Source organism: Blastococcus sp. SYSU D00868, from assembly GCF_054050575.1.
In genome coordinates, this window is record NZ_JBJGZO010000009.1 from 86,406 (window position 1) to 108,790 (window position 22,385).

Here is a 22,385-nt window from a genome sequence, read left to right on the forward strand (position 1 = left end):
GGTTCCGCGGCACGCCCGATCGGCATGCAACGGTGGGATCCAGCGGGCTGCGTCGCCGCGCTCCCCCTCCCGGGCCTGTTGCCAGCCCGGGTGGGTCGAGGAGAAGGAACCAGGTCTCGCGGGAGGCCGTCAACCCCCCTGTGCGCCGGCCGCGGGACCGTCCACGGCCGCGACCTGGGCGGCCACGACCTCGCCGTCCCAGTAGTCCGCGCGCGCGGCGACCAGGCCGTCGCGCACGCGGAACCGGAAGACCCCGCGGACGTCGATCGGCACCTCCGGGGCGCCGTCGCGCTGCATCCGCGCCGTCATCCGGTAGGCCACCGCGGCGCGGTCGCCGTCCACCAGCAGGTCCTCGACCTCGTACCGCAGGCCGGCGAAGCCGCCCAGGAACCCGGGCAGCCGCTCGCGGTACGCGGCGCGGCCGGTGAGGCTGCGGCCGCGGGCGCTGGTGTGCTCGTTGACGAAGTCCTCGGTGACGCACGCCGCGATCGCGTCGGGGTCGCCGGCGTTCAGCGCGGCGAGGAACGACGCGACCGCGGCGCGGGTGTCACCCAGCTCACGGGGTGAGCTCGCGAGCTCGCTCACGGAGCCCCGGTGCCCCACTTCGCGCGCACGAGCTCGTACACCTTCTGGTTGTGCGAGATCTCGATGACGTTGCCGTCGGGGTCGTTGAGCGCGCAGATGTACCCGACCGGGCCGGGCATGTCCCGCGGCTCCCACTGCAGGTTGCCGGCCTCGCGGGCCTTGGCGGCGATCGCGTCGACGTCCTCGCGGTTGGGCACCTCGATGCCGATGTGCGCGAACGGCTTGAGCAGGCCCAGCTGCCCGCCCTTGGCGCTGTTGAACGACACCAGCACGAGGACGAACGGCGAGTCGGCCTGCTTGTCGTTGGACAGCCAGGCGCTCTCGCCGTCGTCGTCGGAGAACCGCTCGACGACGACCAGCGGGGTCAGCGACGTGTAGAACTCGATCGCGGCGTCCAGGTCCCCGGTCGGCAGCGCGACGTGCGTCCAGCGCGCCTCGGTCAGCGTGGGTCCGGTCATCGGGTGGTGCTCCTCTCTCCTCGGGCCGGTCGGCGGTGGTCGCGGGGGACCACTCAGACCAGCCCTCTCTCGAACGGTTTCGACAGAGCGCGGGGCTCGCGCTGCGACTTGGCCATGAGCACCATGACGGCGAGCGCCAGCAGGTAGGGCGCGGCGACCAGCAGCTGGGCGTTGAGCTCGACGCCCAGCGAGGGCAGGGCCAGCCGCAGCGCGTCGGCGGCGCCGAACAGGAAGCAGCCGAGCATGGTGCCCTTGAGCCGCCACGCGCCGAAGATCACCGCGGCGATGACGATGAAGCCGCGGCCGGCGGTCATGTTGTTGTTGAAGGAGCCGACCAGGCCGACCGAGAGGAAGGCCCCGCCCAGCCCCGACAGCACGCCGCAGTACATGAGCGCCTGGCGACGGCGCAGGTTCACCTTGATCCCGCTGACGTCGGCGGCCTGCGGGTTCTCGCCCACCGCGCGCAGCTCCAGGCCCCACCGGGTCCGGTTGACCAGGAACCACGTGAGCGGGATGGCCACGACCAGCAGGTACAGCGGCCAGCGCTGCTCGAAGACTACACCGATCAGCGGGATGTCCGACAGCCCGGGGATCTCCAGCACGCCGACCTGCGTCCGGGAGAACTCCATGGTCTGCAGCAGGAAGCTCGTCATCCCCAGGACGAAGATGTTGATCACCAGACCGACCACGAACGTGTTGATCTGGATCCGGTGCGACAGGTTCGCGTGCACCAGCGCCACCAGCAGGCCGACCAGCGCGCCGGCGACCAGGCCCACGGTGGGGCTGCCCGTCGCGCTGCCCACCGCGATCGCGCCGAAGGCGCCGGAGAGCATCATCCCCTCGACGGAGATGTTGAGCGTCCCCGCGCGCTCGGCGAGGTACTCGCCGCAGGCCGCGAAGGCCAGCGGCGCGGTCAGGCGCAGGGCGCTGGAGAGCACCGTGCCGCCGTCGTCGAGCCACATCAGACCGGCACCTCTTCCTTGGCGGGCGCGGCGGCCGACGGCCGGGCCGGCGGCGTGGGGAGCGCGGAGCGGTTGCGGATGCGCCGGCCCCACATCGCCGACAGCACCGGCGGGACGACGAACGCGAGCACCAGCAGCGCCTGGATGACGTCGACCAGGTAGTCCGGCACGCCGGTCGCGGCCAGGTAGCTGGAGCCGGCGCGCAGGCCGCCGAACAGCACGGCGACCGGCAGGGCCAGGCCCGGGCGGCTGCGGGCGACCAGGGCGACGAGCAGTCCGTCCCAGCCGAAGTTGTTGGAGATGGCCGGCTGCAGGCGGAACACCGTGCCCATCAGGATGACCCCGCCCGCGAGGCCGGCGAAGGCGCCGGAGAGCACCAGCGCCGAGCCGCCGAGGCGGGAGGCGCGGATCCCGGCGTGCCGGGCCGCCAGCGGGTTGAACCCGAGCATGTTGAGCCGGAAGCCCCAGCGGCTGCGCCCGAGCAGGACGGCCAGGACCACGGTCGCGACGACGGCCAGGATGACGCCGACGCCGATCGTCAGGTCCGGGTACTCGCCGAAGCTGGCCAGCCGCAGGTACTCGGGCACCGCGTCGGACTGCGGCCGCGCCGGGCCGTTGCCGATGCCGGTCTCCTGCAGCAGCGAGGGGCTCAGCACGGCGAACTGCACCACCTGGGCGGCGATGAAGGTCAGCAGCAGCGTGGTGACGACGACGTTGACGCCGCGGGTGTAGTACATCGCGGCGCTGATGCCCGACCACACGCCGCCGCCCGCCGCCGCGGCGACCAGGGCCACGGTGATGACGAGCCAGCCGGGCCCCTGCAGGCGCAGGGCCACGAAGCAGCCCACCATCGCGCCGATGAGCAGCTGCCCCTCCTGGCCGATGTTGAACACCCCGGCCCGGTTGGCGATGCAGGCGCCGAGGGCGACCAGCAGCAGCGGCGCGGCGTTGACCAGCGTCTGCGACCAGCCGGCGGCGTCGGCGATGCTGCCGGTGTAGAGGGCGTCGACGACCTCGGACGGCGAGCCGTCGGCGATGGTGACCAGCAGCGCGGCCAGCCCGACGGCGACGGCCACGCAGGCGACGGTGATGCCGGCCGTGCGCCACGCGTCGGCGCTGGGGCGGCGCAGGCCGGTGCTGCCGACGACGTGGGAGACCAGCGGCCGGCGGGGGCTGCCGGTGGGGCCGGCGACCGTGGTCACGCGGCCTCACCGCCCACGAGCATGCCCAGGCGCTGCGGGGAGGCGTCCGCCACGTCGAGGACCCCGGTGATCCGGCCCGACGAGATGACGGCGATGCGGCTGGCCAGCGCCATGACCTCCTCCAGTTCGGTCGAGATGAGCAGGACGGCGACGCCGGAGGCGGCCGCCTCGCGCAGCCGGGCGTACATGTCCTCGATCGCGCCGACGTCCAGGCCGTGGGTGGGCTGGGCGGCGACCAGGACGGTGGGCCCGGCCGACAGCTCGCGGGCGAGGACCACGCGCTGCTGGTTGCCGCCGGACAGCGTGCGCAGCGGCGCGTCGATCGAGGGGGTGCGGATGGCGAAGCGCTCGACCAGCTCCTGCGCCTGGACGCGGATCTGGCCGCGGCGCATCAGCAGCCGGCCGCTGAACCGGCGCAGGTCGGTCATCACGAGGTTGTCGGCCACGCTCAGGTCCAGGACGACGCCGGAGCGGTGCCGGTCCTCGGGGATGACCCCGACGCCGGCCTCGTGCAGGGCGCCGGGGCGGGCCAGCCCGACCGGCCGCCCGCCGACCCGGACCTCGCCGGCGTCGGGCTCGAGCAGGCCGGACAGGAGGTCGCCGAGGGTGGCCTGGCCGTTCCCCTCGACGCCGTAGAGGGCGACGATCTCGCCGGTCGCCACCTGCAGGTCGAGGTGGTCGAGCAGCACCCGGCCGTCCGGGCCGGAGACGCACAGGCCGTGCAGGGCCAGCGCCGCCGTCCCCTGGACGTCGGCGGACACCTGCGGGGCAGGCGGCTCGGCGGGGACGGCGTCCAGGCCGCCGGCGAGCACCGGGCTCAGGTGCTTGGCGGGGTCGTCGGTGACGACGAGGCCGAGCGCGGCGCCCTCGGACTGCAGGGACACGTCGCGGCCGACCATCTGGCGGGCCAGCTCCGGCGCGGAGGTGTCGGACGTGCGGCAGTGGAAGGCCAGCCGGCCGCGGCGCAGCACCGAGACGACGTCGGTGGCCGCGGTGATCTCGGCCAGCTTGTGGCTAATGAGGATGACCCCGCGGCCCTCGGCCACGACCGAGGTGCGCAGCACCTCGAACAGCGCCGCGGACTCGGCGATCGTGAGCACCGAGGTCGGCTCGTCGAGGATGAGCACCTTCGGGTCGCGGCGCAGCGCCTTGATGAGCTCGACCCGCTGCCGCTCGCCGGCCGAGAGCCGCTCCACGGTCGCGGTGGGGTCGATGGCCAGCCCGTAGCGGGCGCCGACGGCCTCGACGTCGGTGCAGATGGCGTCCCGGTCGACCCGGCCGGGCTCGCCGAGGGCCACGTTCTCCCACACGGTGAGCGGCTCGATGAGGCTGAAGTGCTGGTGGACCATGCCGAGCCCGTGCTCGGCGGCCTGCAGCGGGGTGTGCACGTCCACCCGGACGCCGTCCCGGTGGACCTCGCCGGCGTCGGCGGGGACGAGGCCCATGAGGACCTTCATCAGCGTCGACTTGCCGGCGCCGTTCTCCCCGAGCAGGCCGTGCACCTCACCGCGCTGGACGGTGAGGTCCACGGCGTCGCAGGCCACGACCGGCCCGTACCTCTTGCTGATGCCCCGCAGTTCCAGCGCGGGGACGGGCCCGTCGGTACGGGCACGGTCGTGGCTCATGCTCAGCTCCCCAGGCGCTCGACCTCGGCGTCGGGGTCGATCGTGCCGTCCCCGACGGAGGCGATGAAGTCCGCCAGCTGCTGCTGCTGCTCCGCGGTGGCGCCGGAGGCGTCGCAGAACTGGACGGTCGGGAGCGGGTCGACGCCCATCTTCCAGACGCGGGTCGAACCGCCCTCGAGCTCACCGTTGGCGAAGTCGTCCAGCGCGGCGGCGAAGTACTCACCCGGGTCGAAGATGACCGAGATGGCGTAGGTGCCCTCGCTGCAGCGGTCGGTGCCCGGCGTCAGGACCGGGATGTCCGCGTCGAAGCCGAGCTGCGCCGACGCGTCGGTGGCGCCACCCAGGTACGGGTAGAGGCCGCCGATGCCCTGGCCGATCTGCGCCTGGGTGGCCTCCACGGCCAGGCCCGAGTCGTCGAAGTCACCGGTGTAGGTGGTGACGACCTCGGCGTCGGGGACGACCTGTCGGATGCCGGCCTGGAAGGCCTGCGCGGCGATGATGCTGAAGTCCAGCTCCGGGCCGGTGACGAAACCGGCCGTGGTGGCGCCGCTGCCCTCCATCAGCAGACCCAGGGCGTAGCCGGCGGCCAGCAGCGACTCCGACGCCGAGTCCTGCGAGAGGACGACGTTGTCGGCGAGCTCGTAGCCCTCCGTCTGCGACGGCAGGTACCAGATCGTGTTCGCGCAGACGTCCTCCTCGGCCGCCGGCAGCGCGTCGGCGAGCTCGGAGGCGGCCAGCGCGACCATGTCGACGCCCTGGCGGCACATGTTGCGGGCCTGCTCCAGCGCGTCGGCCGGGTTGATCGAGCCGACCTTGATCAGCTCCCAGCCGTCCTGGCTGTCGACGAACTCCTGCGCCTTGACGACGAAGGACTCGTAGTAGCCGTTGTCGTTGAGGTCGCCGGGGCTCAGGACGCCGATCGTGACGTCGCCGTCACCGTTGACGTCGGGCTGCTCGCCCGCGGCGCTGCTGCCGCCGCCGGAGGAGCCGCCGTCGGACCCGCTGTCGGAGTCCTCGGCGTTGTTGCCGCAGGCGCTCAGCGCGACGACCGCGACGGCCGCCAGCGCGGCGGTGCGCCGCAGCGGTCTGGTGGTGGACATGGGCTCTGCCTCCTGGGTCTCAGGGGGTGGGGGGATGGTGGGCGGTGCTGTGGAGCCGGTGGTGCATGTGCTGCGCGACCGGCTCAGCCGGCGCTGTCGACCAGGTCCGCATAGGCGATGCGCTCCTGCTCGAAGACGGCGTCGCCAGTGGCGGCGACGAACATGGGGAACCCCATCCGGCCGATCGCGGCGACTCGGGTGGGGTCGATGCGGGTCTCGCTGCCGGCCGCGAGCAGCTCCTCGGCGACGCGGACGTTGACCACCTCGGCGAGCACGATGTGCACCCCGGAGAAGCAGGAGGTCGGGTCGCCGCGGTCGATGCTCTCCAGCACCCGGCACTCCAGGTGCGCGGGGCTCTCGGCCAGCGACGGCGCGGCCACCACCTCGGACGGGCGGGTGGTCCAGCCGACCAGCGCGGCCTCGTCGACGTCCGCCGGGTACTCCCGGGCCACGGTCTCGATGTGGTCGACCAGCGCCGTGGTGGTCAGGTTGACGACGAACTCGCCGGTCGCCTCCAGGTTGACCCAGGTGTCCTTGGGCTCGGGGGTCTCCTCGCGGACCGTGCCGATGGTCACCGCGATCGTCGGCGGCTGGCCGCACACGGGCATGAAGTAGCTGAACGGCGCCACGTTGGGGCCGGCCGGCCCGTCGGTGGTGATCATGGCGATCGGCCGCGGCACGACGAGCTGGGAGAGCAGCCCCTGGAGCTGGGCGGGCGTGCGGCCGCCCAGGTCGATGGTCCTCATGGTCGGGCGCCTCCCGGGACGAGGGCCGGGCGGGCCGGCCAGCTGACGGGCGGCTCGATGCCGGCCCGGCGGAGCAGCGCGGCGCGGCGGCCGGCGGCCTCCTCGCGCAGGGCGGCGAGGTCGACGGTGGTGACCCGGCCGTCGCGGACCACCGGGCGGCCGTCGACGAGGACGTCGCGGACGGTGCCGCTGGGCGCCCCCCACACGAGCTGCAGGGCCAGGTCGCCGCGCGGCGTCCAGGCCGGCGCGGTGCCGTCGAAGACGACGAGGTCGGCGCGCTTGCCCACCTCGATGGAGCCGACGAGGTCGCCGGAGCCGAGCGCCTCGGCGCCGCCGCAGGTGGCGGCGGCGAAGGCGTCGGCCGCGGTCAGCGGGGGCGCCCCGGCGCCGGTGTCGCGGGAGACCCCGGCCAGCAGCCAGGCCGCGCGGAGCACGTCGGGGGTGTCGCCGGCGTTGTGCGAGTCGCAGCCCAGCGCGAGCCGGCCGCCGGCCCGGAGGAACTCGGCGTGGCGGGACGCGCCCGTGTAGCCCTGACCGAGCCGCAGGTAGGCCCCGGGGCAGACGGCGATCGCGGTCCGCGACTCCAGCAGCGCCGCGAGCTCGTCGTCGTCCAGGTGGACGGCGTGCCCGAGCACCAGCCGCGGGCCGAGGACGCCGAGGTCGGCGAGGTGGGTGACCGGCCGCTTGCCGCTGCGCGCGGCGTAGGCCAGCCCGTCGGCGGCGCTGGGCGACAGGTGCCAGGTGACCTGGGTACCGGCCCGCTCGGCCAGCTCCGCGGCGCCGGCGAACAGCTCGTCGCTGGCCAGGTCGTGGCCGACCAGGGTCACCCAGGCGCTCACGACGCCGCCGGCGGGCAGCTGCGCGAGCAGCGCCTCCTGGCGGGCGAGGACCTCGGCGGCCGGCGCCGACCAGGGCAGCCCCGGCGCGTCCCAGCCCCACCGGCCGACCCGGGCGCGGATCCCGGCGGCGGACAGTCCCCGGGCGACGGCGAGCGGGTGGGCCACGGTGCCGGGCTCGGCGATCGTGGTGACGCCGTTGACCAGCGCCTCGACGGCGGTGAGGGTCGCCGACACCTCGTCGTCCCCGGGCTCGTGGCCGGAGTGCACCGGCACCGCCCAGTCGAAGATCGCCTGCTGGGCGTCGATGTCGTCGGGGATGGTGCTGCGGATCAGCGGGTCGCCGGTGGTGTGCTGGTGGGCGTCGACCAGGCCGGGGGTCACCACGCAGCCGGCGGCGTCGATCTCGGCGGCCCCCGGGTGCGCGGCCCGCAGCTCGGCGGCCGGCCCGAGCGCGACGATCGCGCCGTCGCGGACGGCGACCGTGGTGCGCTCGAGCACCGCCCGGTCGGGGCCCATGGTGACGACGTCGCCGTCGACGACGAGCAGGTCGCCCCCTCTCGGGGTCCCCGCGGAAGCGTGGAGCACCGGCGGAGCGCTCTCGTGGGGTGGGGTCACGGGATCACCAGGACCCGGCCGACGGTGCTCCGCGCGCAGAGCAGGTCCTGGGCGGCGCCGGTCTCCTCGAGCGGGAAGCTGCCGGCCACCAGCGCCGTCCCGCCGTCGGCGAACAGCTGCAGCGCGGCGGCCGTGTCACTGGGCAGGTAGCCCCCGGCGCCGAGCAGCTCCAGGCCGCGGTGGAAGGCGTCGGAGAGGGAGAAGGTGACCTGGTCGCCGGTCGTGTTGCCGAGGAAGACCAGCCGGCCGCCGACCCGCAGGGCGGCCATCGAGCGGGCCCAGGTCGCCGGGCCGAGGTACTCGAGGACGACGTCGGCGCCGCGGCCCTCGGTGACCTCGGCGACCAGCGGCGCGACGGCGTCGGCGCTGGTGGCGACGTGCTCGACGCCGACCTTCGCCAGCGCCGCGGCCTTCTCCGGGCTGCCGACGGTGGCGACCACGCGGGCGCCCACGCGCTGGGCGATCTGCACCGCGGCCAGCCCGACCGACCCGGCGGCGGCGTGCACCAGCAGGGTCTCCCCGGCGCGCAGCCGGCCGACGCGCACCACGGCGGAGTGGGCGGTCGCCCACGGGGTGGGCAGGCAGGCGGCGTCGACCAGGTCGACGGCGTCCGGCACGACGTGCGCGGCCGAGGCGGGCGCGACGACGTACTCGGCGAGGCCGCCGTCGATCGTGGCGCCGACGATCCGCAGGTTGGGGCAGTGGCCGCCGCGGCCCTCGTGGCACAGCGGGCAGGCGCCGCAGGGGACACTGGGGTCGAGGAGGACCCGGGCGCCCACGGGCACCGGCGACTCCTCGCCGGCGGCCTCCACGACGCCGGCGACGTCCATCCCGGCGACGTGCGGCAGCTCGAGGCCGGGCAGCCGGACGTCGCCGCGGCGCTGGAGGACGTCGAGCTGGTTCAGGCCGCAGGCGGCGACGCGCACCAGCACGTCGGCGGGCCCGGGCACCGGCAGGGGGCGCTCCTCGAGGGAGAGCACCTCGGGACCGCCGAAGCCGGTCTGCACCATCGCCCGCATGCCCGCCCGCACCTCCGTCCCGGTCTCGCTGCCGTCTCGCATGGTGAATCACTGGTTCACGATGCGGACCAGTGCCGGTCACTGTTGTCGGGGTCGCAGGCCCTGTCAACGGTCACGTCGAGGCCGTTACGGAATCAACGCGGTTGTAACAGGCGCGGCCGACCGTGTGACCCCGGTCACGCGCCCCCCGTGACGAGGGTCACCGCCGCGGGGCGGCCCGTCAGAAGGTCAGGACGGCCTTGCCGACGCGGCCGGCGCGGACGTCGTCCAGGGCGCGGTTGACCTCGGCGAAGGGGTAGTGCGTCAGCAGCCCGTCGACCGGGAAGCGACCCGCCCGGTGCAGCTCCACCAGCCGCGGCAGGAACTCCTCGGGGACGCTGGCGCCCGCGGTGATGCCCACGACCGAGCGGCCGGTGCCCAGGATCGAGCGCCACTCGAAGGACATCTCGGCGCTGGCGCCCACGCCGATGACGCCGCAGACGCCGAGCGGGGCCAGCGACTCGACGGCCGCCCGCAGCACGTCGGCCCGGCCGGTGGTGTCGAGGCCGTACTGCAGCCCGCCGGGCACCTCGGCCCGGACCCGCTCGGCGAGGTCCGGCCCGCCCGCGACGACGGTGTGCGTCGCCCCCAGGGCCCGCGCCTGCTCCAGCTTCGCCGGGTTGACGTCGACGGCGACGATCGTCGTGCAGCCGGCCTCGACGGCGGCCAGGATCGCCGCCGCGCCGACCGCGCCGGCGCCGAAGACGCCGATCGAGGCGCCCGGCGCCGGGCGCAGGACGTTGAGCACGCCGCCGGCGCCGGTCTGGAAGCCGCAGCCGAACGGCCCCACCACGGTGAGGTCGGTGCCCTCGGGGACCCTGACGACGCTGCCGCGCCGGGCGACCACGTGGGTGGCGAAGGAGGACTGGCCGAGGAAGTGGCCGTGCACCGGCTGTCCGCCCTCGGACAGGGCGGTGCTGCCGTCGGGGCGGGTGCCGATGAAGTTGTACGCCCAGAAGTTCTCGCAGTAGGCCATGGCGTCGGCGCGGCACGGCCCGCACTCGCCGCAGAAGGCGAAGGTCATCGCGACCGGGTCGCCGACGGCCAGGTCCGTCACCCCCTCGCCGACCTGTTCCACGACGCCCGCGCCCTCGTGACCGAGCACCACCGGCGGGGTCATCATGGAGCGGAACTCCAGGTCGGTGCCGCAGATGCCGGTGCTCACCAGCCGCACCACCACCTCGTCGGCCCGGGGCGGCGCCAGCTCCAGCTCCACGAGCTCCAGGGGCCCCGCGGGGTCGCGCAGGACGGCGGCGGTCACGGCAGTCGGTCGACCGGTCATGTCGTGTCACGTTACGAGAGACCGTCTTGACTGGCGAGATGCTTCACCCGACGATTCCCGCATGACGACGTCCGTGCGCGAGGGGCTCCAGTTCATCGGCGGCGAGTGGGCGCCCGCGGCCGGCGGCGGTCGCCTCGAGCTCGTCGACCCCGCCACCGGCCGCCCGTTCGCCGCCGTCGCGCAGGGCACGGCCGCCGACGTCGACGCCGCGGTCGCCGCGGCCCGCGCCGCCGCCCCGGGCTGGGCCGCGACCAACCCCTCCGACCGCGGCGCGCTGATCTCCCGCTGGTCGCAGCTGGTCTTCGAGAACGCCGAGCGGCTGGCCGCCCTCGAGGCGCAGGACGTCGGCAAGCCGCTGTCCGGCGGCCGGATGAACGCCTTCATCGCCGGCGGGATCATCGGCTACTTCGGCGGTGCCGCGGACAAGCTGACCGGCGTCACCCTGCCGACCCGGACGCCGGACTTCCACGGTTACACGCTGCTCGAGCCGCTGGGTGTCTGCGCCGTCATCACGCCGTGGAACGTCCCCGCCGTCCTCACCGCGGCCAACGCCGCGCCCGCGCTGGCCGCCGGCAACACCGTCGTCCTCAAGCCCTCGGAGGTCGCGCCGCTGGTCGTGCTGGCGCTGGCCGAGCTGGCCGCCGAGGCCGGGCTGCCGGCGGGCGTCCTCAACGTCGTCACCGGCGGGCCTGAGGCCGGCGCCGCGCTGTCGGGCCACCGCGACATCGACCACCTGAGCTTCGTCGGCTCGACCGCGACCGGCCGGGCGATCATGCGCTCGGCCGCCGAGCACCTGGTCCCGGTGAAGCTCGAGCTCGGCGGCAAGTCGCCGAACCTGGTCTTCGCCGACGCCGACCTCGACGCCGCGATCCCGGCGATCGTCGGCTCGATCACCGAGAACGCCGGGCAGAACTGCTACGCCGGCTCCCGCCTGGTGGTGCAGCAGTCGATCGCCGACGAGGTCCGCGAGCGGGTCGTCGAGGCGATGCGCGCGGTGCGGATCGGCGCCTGGGACGAGGACCTGGACATGGGGCCGCTGGTCAACGCCACCCAGCGCGACCGGGTGCTCGGCTTCCTCTCCGAGCTGCCCGCGACCGGCGCCCGGGTGCTCACCGGCGGCGGCGTGCCCGGCGACCGGGACGCCGGCTGGTACGTCGAGCCGACCGTCGTCGACGGCGTCTCGCCGGACGCGCGGATCGTCCGCGAGGAGGTCTTCGGCCCGGTGCTGGCGATCCAGACCTTCGCCGACGACGCCGAGGCCCTGGAGCTGGCCAACCGCACCGACTTCGGGCTGCTGTCCTGCATCTGGACCTCCGACGTCTCCCGCGCGCTGCGGATGGCCGCCGGCGTACGCAGCGGCCAGGTCGCGGTCAACCAGTTCCACGACGCCGGCGTCATCGGCTTCCCCTTCAACATGCAGAAGGACAGCGGCTTCAGCCGCGGCGGCGGCTACGCCGCGATGCGCGAGTACACCCAGGAGAAGGCCGTGGCCATCCGCCTGCTCCCGCCGCGTGCCGTCTAGGCTCGCGACTCCCGGTGGCGCGGCCGGGCAACACCGCGCGTCCCGCCTCGAGCCCCTCCGGAGCACGAGTTGACCCTCACCGACCCCAGCCCCGACCTCGTCGCCGAGCCTCCCGTCGACCCCGCGGCCGAGCAGTTCGACCACCACTCCCCCGCGGCCAACGCCGACCCGGTGGCCTACTACCGCCGGTTCCGGGAGACGCGGCCGGTCGGCTGGACCGAGGCCCACGAGGGCTTCTTCTTCACCACCCGGCACGCCGACGTCGTCCGCATCGCGCGCGACGACGCCACCTTCTCCTCCGAGCGGGCGCCGGCCGGGGACCGCGGCATCTCCTTCGTCATCCCCTTCGGCCCGGGGCTGGAGCAGTACCCGATCGAGCTCGACCCGCCCAGGGCGACGCCCTACCGGGAGCTGATCAACCCGCTCCTGTCGTTCGAGGCCGTCGAGGCGCTGAAGCCGATGATCGCCCGGCACACGACCGCGGCGATCGACGCGTTCGTCGAGTCCGGCTCGGTGGACTTCGTCCGCGACCTCACCAACCCGGTGCCGGCCGCGGTCACGCTGGACTGGCTCGGCTTCCCGACCGACGACTGGAAGAAGCTCGCCGGCCCGGTGCACGACATCTTCGCCAGCGTCCCCGGCACCGAGCGCGCCATGCGCGGCGTCGAGGGGCTGATGTACCTGGAGAGCCGCATCCGCGAGCTCATCGCCGCGCGCCGGGAGGACCCGCGCGACGACGCGGTGTCGGCGCTGGTGCACGCCGAGCACCCCGAGGGCCGGCCGTTCACCGAGCAGGAGCTCGTCTCGGTCATGTACCTGCTGGTCGCCGGCGGGGTGGACACGACGACGTCGCTCACCGGCTCGACCCTGGTGTGGCTGTCCGAGCACCCCGAGGAGCGGCAGCGGCTGATCGACGACCCGGACCTGCTCGACGTCGCCGTCGAGGAGTTCCTGCGGGTGTTCGCCCCGTCGCAGTCGATGGCCCGCACGCTGCTGGCCGACGCGGAGGTCGGCGGCGTCCGGATGGCCGCCGGCCAGCGGGTGCTCATCCCGTGGGTGGCCGCCAACCACGACCCGGAGGTCTTCCCCGACCCCGAGACGGTGGTGCTCGACCGCAACCCGCAGCGGCACCTGGCCTTCGGCATCGGCACCCACCGGTGCGCCGGCGCCCACCTGGCCCGGGCGATGTTCGGCGAGATGATGCGCCAGGTCCTCACCCGGCTGCCCGACTACCGGGTGCTGCCGGAGGGGCTGGTCCCCTACCCCACCCGCGGCAACCAGACCGGCTGGGACGCCATCCCCGCGCTGTTCACCCCCGGGCCGCGGCTCGGCTCGGCCGGGGCCGTCCCCTCCACGCCGGTCACCCGCGAGCTCGAGGTCACCGAGGTCCGCACCGTGGCCACCGACGTCGTCGCGGTGACCTTCGCCGACCCGTCGGGCGCCCCGCTGCCCGCCTGGGCGCCGGGTGCGCACCTGGAGGTGCGGCTGCCCTCGGGGCGGCTGCGGCAGTACTCCCTGTGCGGCGACCCCACCGAGCCGACCTGGACGGTGGCCGTGCTGCGCGAGGCGGCCGGCCGCGGCGGCTCGGTGGAGCTGCACGAGCTGGCCCGCAGCGGCGCCCGGCTGAGCGTGCGCGGGCCGCGCAACCACTTCGCGCTGGTCGAGGCGCCGGACTACCTGCTGGTCGCCGGCGGTATCGGCATCACGCCGATCCTGGCGATGGCCCGCGAGCTGGTGGGCCGGGGCGCGCCGGTGCGGCTGCTCTACGGCGGGCGGACGGCGGCGTCGATGGCCTTCGCCGACGACCTGGTGGCGCTGGCCGGCGACCGCGTGCAGCTGCTGCCGCAGGACGTGCACGGCATCCCGGACCTGGCCGCCGCGGTGGCCGCGACCGGCCCGGGGACGGCGGTCTACTGCTGCGGGCCGGCGCCGATGATCGCCGCGGTCGAGGCCGCCTGCGCCGCGGTCGGCGCGAGCGACCGGCTGCACGTCGAGCGGTTCACCGCGCCCGCGGAGGAGGTCGTCATCGACACCTCCGGCGACGTGCCCTTCGACGTCCACCTGGCCCGCACCGGGACGACGGTGACCGTGCCGGCCGACCGGCGGATCGTCGAGGTGCTGCGCGACGTCGTCCCCTCGCTGTCGTCGGACTGCGAGCAGGGCTACTGCGGCGCATGCGAGACGCGGGTGCTGGCCGGGGAGCCGCTGCACCGCGACTCGGTGCTCACCGAGGAGGAGCGCGCGGCGGGCCGCTCGATGATGGTCTGCGTCGGCCGGGCGAGGACCCCGTCGCTGACCCTCGACCTCTAGCTCCTCGACGAGATCTGCACAGTCGTCACCATCAGGCTCTGATGCCGACGACTGTGCAGATCTCGCCCGGGCCTCAGCGCGCGAGCGCCGCGCCGATCTCGCCCACCACGGCGTCCGGACGGCTCTGGGTGTCCGCGGAGGTGTAGCGCAGGACCGTCCAGTCGGTCAGGACGATCCCGTTCTGCCGGCGGAGGTCCCGGACGAAGACGTCGCGCTCGCGGTGCACGTCGCCGTCGAACTCGACGACGAGGCGGTGTTCGGGCCAGGCCATGTCCACCTCCGCCAGCACGCGCCCGGCCCGGTCGACGATCCGGTACTGGAGCACGGGCTGCGGCAGGCCCGCCTCGTGGAGCAGCCACCGGAGCACCGACTCCATCGGCGACCCGGCGCGGGGGTTCCCGAGCGGCAGCACGTCCCGCGCCCGCTTGGCCCCCCGCCCACCCGGACGCCGGGCCAGGGCGTCGGCGAGGTCGGCGGGCGTGCAGCACCGCCGGAGCACCTGGTCGGTCACAGCGAGCAGGGCGGCCGGCTGGAGCACCGAGGCGAGGTCGCGCCACGTCCGGGCAGGCGTCGTGACGGGGACGCCCCTGGTCTCGGTGAGGTCCCCGGGCACCCGCGCGGTCCGGTGGACGCAGCGGTCCGAGCGGGCGCGGACGGCGCTCCCGGGGTCGACGGTCACGTGCACCCGCGCGTCCCGCGGCTGGAGCGGGATCTCCAGCCCCCACAGTTCCGCTGCCGTGCGGTGACTGACGACGGCGTCGGGTGGTGCGGTCAGGAGGACGGCGGAGGCGCGGGAGACGACGTCGTCCACCAGCGCCCGGGGCAGGTAGGTGTCACGGGAGAGCCGGCGGACGCCCGGATGGCGGAGCGCCCGCTCACCCAACCCCTCGGCCAGGACGGCGGAGCGGGTGGTGGGGCCGGAGACGCGGAGGCGGGGCGGGCGACTGGGCACCGGCGCAGGGTGCCCGGAACGGCGCGTCGCCCGCTGACGCCGTCCACAGCCTCGACGAGATCTGCACAGTGGGCGGCATCAACCGCTGATGGTGACGACTGTGCAGATCTCGTCGAGGGGGGCGGCGGGGAGATCAGCCGAAGATGTCGCGGCGGATGCCGCAGTGCGCGCCGAGCGTGCCGTCGACGACCTGGGTAACGCCCATGTCCACGGCGACCGAGCACAGCGAGTAGGCGTCGTCGGCCGACAGGCCCACCCGCCACTGCAGCAGGGTGATCATCTCCTCCACCGCCATCCGCGCGGCCGCGTCGAGGTCGGCGCCGAAGCCGTGGGTGTACCAGTGGGTGCCGGTCTCCAGCATCGGGGCGCGCAGCTGCAGGTCGTCGACCGCCGCCAGCCGCACGGTCGCGTTGGCCGAGGCCTCGATCGCGGTGCCGCACACCTCGCCGTCGCCCTGCGCGAAGTGCGGGTCGCCCCAGTACACGCCGGCGCCCTCGCGGAACACCGGGTAGAAGACGGTCGCGCCCGGCCCGAACCGCCAGTTGTCCACGTTCCCGCCGAAGACGCCGGGCGGGATGCTGGACAGGACGTCGTCGCCGCCGGGCAGCACGCCCATCAGCCCGAAGTGCGGGCGGACCGGCACCCGCACCGGCCGGGTGAACGGCTCCTCCACGCGCGCGGACGCCGGCGTCCGCCAGCCCGGGACGTCGTAGAGGGCGCGCGAGGTGAAGTCGTAGCCGAACACCGGCTGGGCGATGGTCGGGAAGTCCGTGGCCGGCGTGCCGTCGGAGTGGTCGAGCTCGTAGACGGTGATCCGCTCCTTGCCGTACGTGTCGTACAGCAGCCCCCAGTTGGCGGCGCAGTTCGAGCCGTAGGGCACCCGCGGGGCCATCGTCTCGATGCGGACGGCGACCGCCCCGCCCGGTCGCGCGCCGGCGACGGCCACCGGGCCGGTCAGCACGTGCACGCCCGGCCCCCGCTCGCCCTCGGGGATCGCCGCCCAGATGGCGTCCAGCCCGGCGTCCATCATCAGCTCGGGGGCGTCCCCGGCGTGGTGGCTCACCGCCTCCAGGGCCAGCCCGGCGCCGGAGGCGACCTCCAGCACCGGCTCGGCGGCCGGGTCGATGGCCCCCCAGCGCACCGTCCCCGGCGTCGCCGGGAGCTCGTGCTGCGAGGGTGCCGGGGCGGCGAACGTGCGCTCGGCCTGCGGCGAGAGCGCCAGGAGGGAGGTGGCGGTGGTCATGCCCGCCATCGCACCGCGTGCGCGTTACCGCGCCGTTTCCACCTCGTGACATGTCATATCGCATCGCGAGACGGCGTGCGCAGCGGGCGGGACGGCGCCGCGGCCGGGTCGGACCCCGGCCCATGCGCCATACTGGTCTGCGACCGATAACCATTCTCAGGAGTGCTGTGCCCGCCCCCCGCACCACCGCCGCCGCCCTGGCGGTCCTCGCCGGACTCGCCCTGACCGGTTGCTCGGGCGGGGACCCCGGCCCGGTCACCGACGCCGGCGACCCGGCCAACTGCCCGGGCGAGGTCCTCAACGTCGTGGTGTCGGTGGCCCAGTGGGGCTCGATCGTCGACCAGCTCGGCGGCGACTGCACCAACGTCACGACCGTCCTGGGCTCCGGCGCCGGCGACCCGCACGACCACGAGGCCAGCACCGGGGACGTCGCCGCCTTCGAGGACGCCGACCTGGTCGTCCACAACGGCCTCGGCTACGACCAGTGGGCCGCCGACGCCGCCGACGGCGTCTCGCCCCGGCCGGTCGTGCTCGAGGTCGCCGAGGTGGCCGGCGCCCGGACCGGCGACGACCCGCACCTGTGGTACGAGCCCGAACTGGTCCCGCGGTTCGCCGACGCGGTGACCCGGGCGCTGTCCGACCTCTCCGCCGACGCCGCGCCCTACCTGCAGCAGCAGCGCCAGCTGTTCACCACCGAGCTGCAGCCCTACGTCGCCGCGCTGGCCCGGCTGCGCGAGCTCGCCGCCGGGCGCACCTACGCCGCCACCGAGCCGGTGTTCGACCGCACCGCCCGCGCGGTCGGCCTGACCGACGCCACCCCGGCCGGCTACCGCGACGCCGTCGGCAACGAGGGGGAGCCGGCGCCCGGGGACCTCGCCGCGTTCGCCGCCGCCCTCGCCGAGGGCCGGGTCGACGTCCTGGTCTACAACGCCCAGACCGCCGGCAGCCTCCCCGAGCAGCTGCGGGCCGCCGCCGAGGAGGCCGACGTCCCCGTCGTGGACGTCACGGAATCCGCGCCGGAGGACGACGGTTCGTTCGTCGAGTGGCAGGTCGCGCAACTGGGAGCACTCTCCGACGCCCTCGCGGACGAGGCATGAGCGTCCCCGCCGGGCTCGCCCCAGCCGGGGCGGAGGGGGTGGTGCGGCCGCCGGCCCTCGTCCTCGACGACGTCAGCGTCGTCCGCGGGGGGCAGACGGTCTGGTCCGAGGGCACCCTGGCCGTGCCCGCCGGCGCGGTCGTCGGCGTGATCGGCCCCAACGGCGCCGGCAAGACCACCCTGTTCCAGGTCGCGCTCGGCCTGCTGCCCGTCGCCGCCGGCCGGGTGGAGGTGCTGGGCGCGACGCCGCGCCGCGGCGACCGGCGGATCGGCTACGTGCCGCAGAACTACACCGCGGCCCTCGGCGACGCGATCCGCTGCCGCGACCTGGTCACCCTCGGCGTCACCGGCCACCGCTTCGGCCTGCGCCGGACCACGGCCGCCGAGCGGGCGCGCGTCGACGAGGCGCTGCGCCGCGTCGGCGCGCTCGGGTACGCCGACCGGCGCATGTCCGAGCTCTCGGGCGGCCAGCAGCAGCGGGTGGCGATCGCCCAGGCGATCGTCGACGACGCCGAGCTGCTGCTGCTCGACGAGCCGCTGGCCAACCTCGACCTGCGCAACCAGCAGGAGATCGTGACCCTCCTCGGCGAGCTGCGCCGCGAGCGCGACGTCACGATCATGGTCGTCGCGCACGACCTCAACCCGCTGCTGCCGGTCCTCACCGACGCCGTCTACCTGCTCGACGGGCACCCCCACCACGACCCGATCGGCGAGGTGGTCCAGGAGGACCTGCTGACCCACCTGTACGGCACCACCGTGCGCGTCGTGCGGACGGCGCAGGGCGACCTGTTCACCCGCGCCACCGGGCCGGACCTCGCATGAGCGCGCTCGCCGCCGCCGTGCAGTTCCAGTCCGACTGGTGGGAGGTGCTGCAGACCGACTTCATGCGCAACGCGCTGATCGGCGGGTCGCTGGTCGCCGTCGCCGCCGGGCTGCTCGGCTACTTCGTCGTCACCCGCAGCAACGCCTTCGCCGCGCACGCGCTGGCGCACATCGGCTTCCCCGGCGCCACCGGCGCCATCCTGGTCGGCGCCCCGATCACGCTGGGCCTGGCGGTGTTCTGCGTCGGCGGCGGTCTGCTCATCGGCCTGCTCGGGCGCCGGGTCGCCGAGCGGGAGATCGCCACCGGCACCGTGCTCGCCTTCGCCACCGGCCTCGGCGTCCTGTTCGGCTCGCTGGCCAGCGCCAACGCGAGCACGACGACGTCGGTGCTGTTCGGCAACCTGCTCGCGGTCTCCGACGGCGAGCTGACCCTCTTCGCCCTCTTCACCGCGGCGGTCGCGCTGGCGCTCGCGCTGATCGCCCGACCGCTGGTCTTCGCCTCGGTCGACCCGGCCGTCGCCGAGGCCCGCGGCGTCCCGGTGCGGGCCCTCGGCGTCGCCTTCGTCGTCCTGCTGGCCCTGACGATCACGATGGCGGTCCAGGTGGTGGGCACGCTGCTGCTGTTCGGGCTCGTCGTCACCCCGGCGGCGACCGGCCTGCGGCTGACCGCCCGGCCCGGGCGCGTGGCGGGCATCGCCGTCGGGGTCGCGCTGCTGTCGGTCTGGGTGGGCCTGGTCCTGGCGGCGATGGTCGACCTGCCGCCGAGCTTCTTCGTCGTCACCGTCTCGGTGCTGGTCTGGGCCGGCGTCCTGGTGGGGACCCGGCGGCGCGGCAGCCGGCCGCACCCCGGCCCCGGGCACGCCGGCGGGCACACCCACGACGCCGTCCCGACGACGGGCCGCGCGACCGCGCTGTGAGGGAGATCTCAGCCTTTGGGCTGCATCTCACTCCCCGGGGGCTGTTTTCCGGCGGTGTCCGGAGGGGACCCTGTGTTGCATGGAGGACACGCAGCGCGACGCCCGAGTAGCGACCGAGGACACCGTGGACCAGCTGGTCGACGAGGCCCGTGACCAGCAGTCGACGGCCGGTCCCGTCTCGCGCCTGCTCGCCAACCCCCGCCGGATCCGCCGGGCCTGACGCACGCCGCCGGCCTCGCGGAGCCCGGCGGGAGCGACCGGGCGGGGCCACGCGGGCACCTCGCACCCCTGACGCGGCGTCACGCATCGTCACAGAAGTCCCACCGACACCCGGAGCCCCGGCCCACCCGGGCGCCTCTCGTCACCCAGTGCAACCAACCTGGCCGACCGACCGGCGTGCCGCGAACTGCTCCGTCACGACCCGGTGCACGATCCGGACGTGACCGCAGCCGCCCTCTCCCTCGCTCCCGCCGACGCCTCCGGCCCCGACGGCGTGCCCGTCCGCCGCAGCCGCGCGGAGCGGCAGGCGATCGTCCTCGACACCGCGGAGCGGCTGTTCGCCGCGCGCAGCTCGCGCAGCGTGGGCATGGACGAGCTGGTCCGGGAGACCGGGCTCGGGAAGATGACCGTCTACCGGCTCTTCAAGAGCAAGGACGAGCTCGTCGGCGCCTACCTCGCCCGCAAGGCCGCCACCGTGCTCGCCGCCGTCGACGCCGAGCTCGCGCGCCTAGACGGCGACGCCCGCGCCGCGCTGCTGGCCGTCGTGGACATCGTCGAGCGCGACGTCACCCGCGCCGGCTTCCGCGGCTGCCCCTTCACCAACGTGAGCAGCGAGTACGACGACCCGACGCACCCGGCCCGCAGCGCGGCCGCCGACTACAAGTTCGAGCTGCACGCGCGCCTCGAGCGCCTCGCCGACCAGCTGCTGCCCGGCGCCGGCGAGGACCTGGCCGCGCAGATCCACCTGGTCATCGACGGCATGTACCTCTCCGGCGGCCTGCTCGGCCCGGACGGCCCGGCAGCCCACGGGCGCCAGCTGGCCGAGCGGCTGATCGACGCCGCGGTGGCCGCCCCCGCGGCCGTCTGACCACCGCCGTCCCCTCTGGACGCGCGGCCGGACCTGCCGGACCGCAGGATGCAGGGGTGACGAACGACCGCAGCCGTCCGGACCTCGACGACACCACCGTGGAGGGCCTCGGCAAGCTCTCGGAGGCCCTGGAGACCATCGAGCAGGCCCGCGGCCAGCTCTACGGGTTCCACCAGCACTCCGGCAAGGCCGACCTCCTGCTCCAGGACGCCGTCGAACTCTTCCGCAAGGCCGGCCACACCGAGCTCGCCGACGACCTCGACCGCGACCTCGTCGGCCGCAACGTGATCGCCGACCGCTGGACCTTCCAGATCGTCGAGGACTACGACGCCAGCTACTGGTCGACCTTCCGCGCGTTCGACGAGCGGGCGCGCAACGAGCTGTCCGGCGGCGACCGGCACGTCTACGAGGCGCGGATGAAGCAGCGCGAGCGCACCCAGGGCCACCCGCGCCACGAGGCCGGCCCCGCGTTGAGCGACTGAGCCGCGACACGGCGGTCCTGCGGACCGCACCGCGGCCACGTGCCGTCCCCCGGTTTCCCCTCGGGGCCGGGCGGGCACGGGCCGACCCATGACGATGCCTGACGCCGACAACGCCGGATCCGAGCGGGAGGCGAAGCCACTGGGCGCCGAGAAGGCGCCCGGCGAGGACCGTGAGTCGCTCGGCGCCACCGAGGGCCCGGCCGACGGGATCGCCGGCCCCGCCTGGCCGCCGGCCGGCACGGAGCCCGACGCGCACTGATCGCGCGCTCGCGCCCGTTTGACCTGCCCTTCGAGGGGCAGACTGGACGGCGTGACGACGCCTGGCTCCCCCGCGGACCCCTATCCCGGCCCCACCCCCGGCGCGCCGCGGGCCCCCGGTGCCCCGGGCGGCCACGGCTCACCCGGTGGCCCCGCCGGCGGTGCACCCCTGGGCGCCCCGGGCGGCACGGCCGGGGCACCCGGCCGCACCGGCACCGGCGCGCCCGCGACGACGGGCCGATCCACCGGCAAGACGGTCGGGCGGAGCGCGGCGCTGGCGCTCCTGCTCTTCGTCACCGTCGTGCTGGTGCTGTTCGTCGTCTTCAACACCCAGACCGTCGACATCAGCCTGGTCTTCGGCAACGTCGACGCCCCGCTGGTGCTCGCCCTGCTGATCGCGGCGGTCCTCGGCGCCCTCGTGGCGGGCCTGGCCGGCGCGGTCCTGCGCGCCCGGCGCCGGAACCGCTGACCCGGCGCCGCCACCGCTGAACCCGCGCCGCCGGCGCCCGCCCCCGCGCCCAGCGACCGACGACCCTGGTCGCCGCCCCGGCCCCGCCCGAGGATCGCTCCCGTTCCCCGGCCGGCGGCCGCCGGCCGGTCCGGCGACGGAGGGAGCCGTCATGGGCCAGGCACGGGAGATCATGGACCGCATCACCGCCGCGCTGTCGGCCGGGGACGCCGACGAGCTCGGCCGGCTCTACGCGCACGACGCCGTCCTCGACACCCCCGACGAGGGGCGCATCGAGGGGCGCGCCGGCGTCGTCGAGTACCTGATGGGCTTCCTGCGCGCGTTCCCCGACACGACGTTCGAGCTGCCGACCCAGCTGGAGGCCGGGGACACCGCCGTCGACCGGGGGCACCTCGTCGCCACGCACACCGGCCCGCTGGCGCTGCCGGACGGCGACGAGCTGCCGGCCACGGGGCGCCGCATCCGGCTGCGGGAGTGCGACGTGCTGACCGTCGCCGGCGGGGTGGCCGTCTCGCACGCGCTCTACTTCGACCAGCTGGACTTCCTCGTGCAGCTCGGGCTGGTGGACCCGGCGTCCATCGGGCAGCAGCCCCAGCCCGCCTGACCGCGCGTCCGGCGCCAGCCCGCCCGGGCCGGCGCCGTCGCGCGTCCCCGTCCTCCTCCGTCCGAGCGTGTCGCGGGCCGGCACGCTTGCCGTTGTTACCGACCGGTAATAGCGTTTGTTACTGGCGGGTACGGACCCGCCGTACACGGGC

Annotated in this window: 23 protein-coding genes; 11 read left to right on the forward strand and 12 right to left on the reverse strand. The window is 75.1% G+C overall.

Annotated features, from left to right (window positions below; genetic code table 11):
* Positions 1-129 precede the first annotated feature (129 nt).
* From ACI79F_RS10525 to ACI79F_RS10570, 10 genes are all read right to left on the reverse strand, one after another.
* Positions 130-585: a nuclear transport factor 2 family protein gene (locus ACI79F_RS10525; RefSeq protein ID WP_456545199.1), complete on the reverse strand. Its 456-nt coding sequence runs from the start codon at positions 583-585 to the stop codon at positions 130-132.
* A complete protein-coding gene (locus ACI79F_RS10530; protein ID WP_456545198.1) occupies positions 582-1,043 on the reverse strand; it encodes a VOC family protein in 462 nt (153 codons plus the stop codon). Before ACI79F_RS10530 ends, ACI79F_RS10525 begins: the two co-directional genes overlap by 4 nt.
* 53 nt (positions 1,044-1,096) lie before the next feature.
* Entirely contained in the window at positions 1,097-2,005 is a 909-nt protein-coding gene (locus ACI79F_RS10535; RefSeq protein ID WP_456545197.1) for an ABC transporter permease, read from the reverse strand.
* On the reverse strand, positions 2,005-3,207 hold the full coding sequence (locus ACI79F_RS10540; protein ID WP_456545196.1) for an ABC transporter permease: 1,203 nt from the start codon (positions 3,205-3,207) through the stop codon (positions 2,005-2,007). Before ACI79F_RS10540 ends, ACI79F_RS10535 begins: the two co-directional genes overlap by 1 nt.
* The gene (locus tag ACI79F_RS10545; RefSeq protein ID WP_456545195.1) at positions 3,204-4,832 is read right to left on the reverse strand and encodes an ABC transporter ATP-binding protein; all 1,629 of its coding nucleotides are present in this window, start codon (positions 4,830-4,832) and stop codon (positions 3,204-3,206) included. The genes ACI79F_RS10540 and ACI79F_RS10545 overlap by 4 nt, the downstream gene beginning before the upstream one ends.
* A 2-nt stretch (positions 4,833-4,834) precedes the next feature.
* Entirely contained in the window at positions 4,835-5,932 is a 1,098-nt protein-coding gene (locus tag ACI79F_RS10550) for a BMP family lipoprotein (RefSeq protein WP_456545194.1), read from the reverse strand.
* Positions 5,933-6,015: 83 nt separating this feature from the next.
* Positions 6,016-6,678, reverse strand: a complete 663-nt coding sequence (locus ACI79F_RS10555; RefSeq protein WP_456545193.1) for a flavin reductase family protein — start codon at positions 6,676-6,678, stop codon at positions 6,016-6,018.
* On the reverse strand, positions 6,675-8,102 hold the full coding sequence (locus ACI79F_RS10560) for an amidohydrolase family protein (protein ID WP_456545192.1): 1,428 nt from the start codon (positions 8,100-8,102) through the stop codon (positions 6,675-6,677). Before ACI79F_RS10560 ends, ACI79F_RS10555 begins: the two co-directional genes overlap by 4 nt.
* Positions 8,103-8,128: 26 nt before the next feature.
* The gene (locus ACI79F_RS10565; RefSeq protein ID WP_456545191.1) at positions 8,129-9,193 is read right to left on the reverse strand and encodes a zinc-binding dehydrogenase; all 1,065 of its coding nucleotides are present in this window, start codon (positions 9,191-9,193) and stop codon (positions 8,129-8,131) included.
* Between the two features lie 178 nt (positions 9,194-9,371).
* Positions 9,372-10,472 (reverse strand): NAD(P)-dependent alcohol dehydrogenase, encoded by a 1,101-nt coding sequence (locus ACI79F_RS10570; RefSeq protein WP_456545190.1) that lies wholly within the window; start codon positions 10,470-10,472, stop codon positions 9,372-9,374.
* Positions 10,473-10,533: 61 nt separating this feature from the next.
* On the opposite strand from ACI79F_RS10570, the gene ACI79F_RS10575 reads away from it, so the two are divergent.
* Both ACI79F_RS10575 and ACI79F_RS10580 read left to right on the forward strand, forming a co-directional pair.
* Positions 10,534-11,994: an aldehyde dehydrogenase family protein gene (locus tag ACI79F_RS10575; protein ID WP_456545189.1), complete on the forward strand. Its 1,461-nt coding sequence runs from the start codon at positions 10,534-10,536 to the stop codon at positions 11,992-11,994.
* Between the two features lie 69 nt (positions 11,995-12,063).
* Entirely contained in the window at positions 12,064-14,304 is a 2,241-nt protein-coding gene (locus ACI79F_RS10580) for a cytochrome P450/oxidoreductase (RefSeq protein ID WP_456545188.1), read from the forward strand.
* A 73-nt stretch (positions 14,305-14,377) separates the two neighbouring features.
* Here ACI79F_RS10580 and ACI79F_RS10585 read toward each other — a convergent pair whose 3' ends face one another.
* Together ACI79F_RS10585 and ACI79F_RS10590 are read right to left on the reverse strand one after the other, a co-directional pair.
* Positions 14,378-15,256 (reverse strand): DUF559 domain-containing protein, encoded by an 879-nt coding sequence (locus ACI79F_RS10585; protein WP_456545187.1) that lies wholly within the window; start codon positions 15,254-15,256, stop codon positions 14,378-14,380.
* Between the two features lie 133 nt (positions 15,257-15,389).
* Positions 15,390-16,499, reverse strand: a complete 1,110-nt coding sequence (locus ACI79F_RS10590) for an acetamidase/formamidase family protein (protein ID WP_456545186.1) — start codon at positions 16,497-16,499, stop codon at positions 15,390-15,392.
* Between the two features lie 167 nt (positions 16,500-16,666).
* Between ACI79F_RS10590 and ACI79F_RS10595 the strand changes: the two genes are divergently transcribed.
* From ACI79F_RS10595 to ACI79F_RS10635, 9 genes are all read left to right on the forward strand, one after another.
* The gene (locus ACI79F_RS10595) at positions 16,667-17,596 is read left to right on the forward strand and encodes a metal ABC transporter solute-binding protein, Zn/Mn family (protein ID WP_456545185.1); all 930 of its coding nucleotides are present in this window, start codon (positions 16,667-16,669) and stop codon (positions 17,594-17,596) included.
* Positions 17,593-18,417, forward strand: a complete 825-nt coding sequence (locus ACI79F_RS10600) for a metal ABC transporter ATP-binding protein (protein WP_456545184.1) — start codon at positions 17,593-17,595, stop codon at positions 18,415-18,417. The genes ACI79F_RS10595 and ACI79F_RS10600 overlap by 4 nt, the downstream gene beginning before the upstream one ends.
* Positions 18,414-19,334, forward strand: a complete 921-nt coding sequence (locus tag ACI79F_RS10605) for a metal ABC transporter permease (RefSeq protein ID WP_456545183.1) — start codon at positions 18,414-18,416, stop codon at positions 19,332-19,334. Before ACI79F_RS10600 ends, ACI79F_RS10605 begins: the two co-directional genes overlap by 4 nt.
* A 79-nt stretch (positions 19,335-19,413) precedes the next feature.
* Positions 19,414-19,554: a hypothetical protein gene (locus ACI79F_RS10610; protein WP_456545182.1), complete on the forward strand. Its 141-nt coding sequence runs from the start codon at positions 19,414-19,416 to the stop codon at positions 19,552-19,554.
* A gap of 219 nt (positions 19,555-19,773) precedes the next feature.
* Entirely contained in the window at positions 19,774-20,421 is a 648-nt protein-coding gene (locus ACI79F_RS10615) for a TetR/AcrR family transcriptional regulator (RefSeq protein ID WP_456545181.1), read from the forward strand.
* Between the two features lie 56 nt (positions 20,422-20,477).
* Complete coding sequence (locus ACI79F_RS10620; protein ID WP_456545180.1) at positions 20,478-20,903, forward strand: hypothetical protein; 426 nt, start codon at positions 20,478-20,480, stop codon at positions 20,901-20,903.
* Between the two features lie 88 nt (positions 20,904-20,991).
* On the forward strand, positions 20,992-21,162 hold the full coding sequence (locus tag ACI79F_RS10625; RefSeq protein ID WP_456545179.1) for a hypothetical protein: 171 nt from the start codon (positions 20,992-20,994) through the stop codon (positions 21,160-21,162).
* A 51-nt stretch (positions 21,163-21,213) separates the two neighbouring features.
* Entirely contained in the window at positions 21,214-21,630 is a 417-nt protein-coding gene (locus ACI79F_RS10630; protein WP_456545178.1) for a LapA family protein, read from the forward strand.
* A gap of 151 nt (positions 21,631-21,781) precedes the next feature.
* Entirely contained in the window at positions 21,782-22,234 is a 453-nt protein-coding gene (locus tag ACI79F_RS10635; RefSeq protein ID WP_456545177.1) for an ester cyclase, read from the forward strand.
* Positions 22,235-22,385 lie beyond the last annotated feature (151 nt).

Coding starts and splice junctions, on each gene's coding strand:
- ACI79F_RS10530 (WP_456545198.1), bottom strand. CDS start 1,043: ATGACCGGACCCACGCTGACCGAGGCGCGCTGGACGCACGTCGCGCTG.
- ACI79F_RS10535 (WP_456545197.1), bottom strand. CDS start 2,005: ATGTGGCTCGACGACGGCGGCACGGTGCTCTCCAGCGCCCTGCGCCTG.
- ACI79F_RS10545 (WP_456545195.1), bottom strand. CDS start 4,832: ATGAGCCACGACCGTGCCCGTACCGACGGGCCCGTCCCCGCGCTGGAA.
- ACI79F_RS10550 (WP_456545194.1), bottom strand. CDS start 5,932: ATGTCCACCACCAGACCGCTGCGGCGCACCGCCGCGCTGGCGGCCGTC.
- ACI79F_RS10555 (WP_456545193.1), bottom strand. CDS start 6,678: ATGAGGACCATCGACCTGGGCGGCCGCACGCCCGCCCAGCTCCAGGGG.
- ACI79F_RS10565 (WP_456545191.1), bottom strand. CDS start 9,193: ATGCGAGACGGCAGCGAGACCGGGACGGAGGTGCGGGCGGGCATGCGG.
- ACI79F_RS10570 (WP_456545190.1), bottom strand. CDS start 10,472: ATGACCGGTCGACCGACTGCCGTGACCGCCGCCGTCCTGCGCGACCCC.
- ACI79F_RS10575 (WP_456545189.1), top strand. CDS start 10,534: ATGACGACGTCCGTGCGCGAGGGGCTCCAGTTCATCGGCGGCGAGTGG.
- ACI79F_RS10590 (WP_456545186.1), bottom strand. CDS start 16,499: ATGACCACCGCCACCTCCCTCCTGGCGCTCTCGCCGCAGGCCGAGCGC.
- ACI79F_RS10600 (WP_456545184.1), top strand. CDS start 17,593: ATGAGCGTCCCCGCCGGGCTCGCCCCAGCCGGGGCGGAGGGGGTGGTG.
- ACI79F_RS10605 (WP_456545183.1), top strand. CDS start 18,414: ATGAGCGCGCTCGCCGCCGCCGTGCAGTTCCAGTCCGACTGGTGGGAG.
- ACI79F_RS10610 (WP_456545182.1), top strand. CDS start 19,414: ATGGAGGACACGCAGCGCGACGCCCGAGTAGCGACCGAGGACACCGTG.
- ACI79F_RS10625 (WP_456545179.1), top strand. CDS start 20,992: ATGACGATGCCTGACGCCGACAACGCCGGATCCGAGCGGGAGGCGAAG.
- ACI79F_RS10635 (WP_456545177.1), top strand. CDS start 21,782: ATGGGCCAGGCACGGGAGATCATGGACCGCATCACCGCCGCGCTGTCG.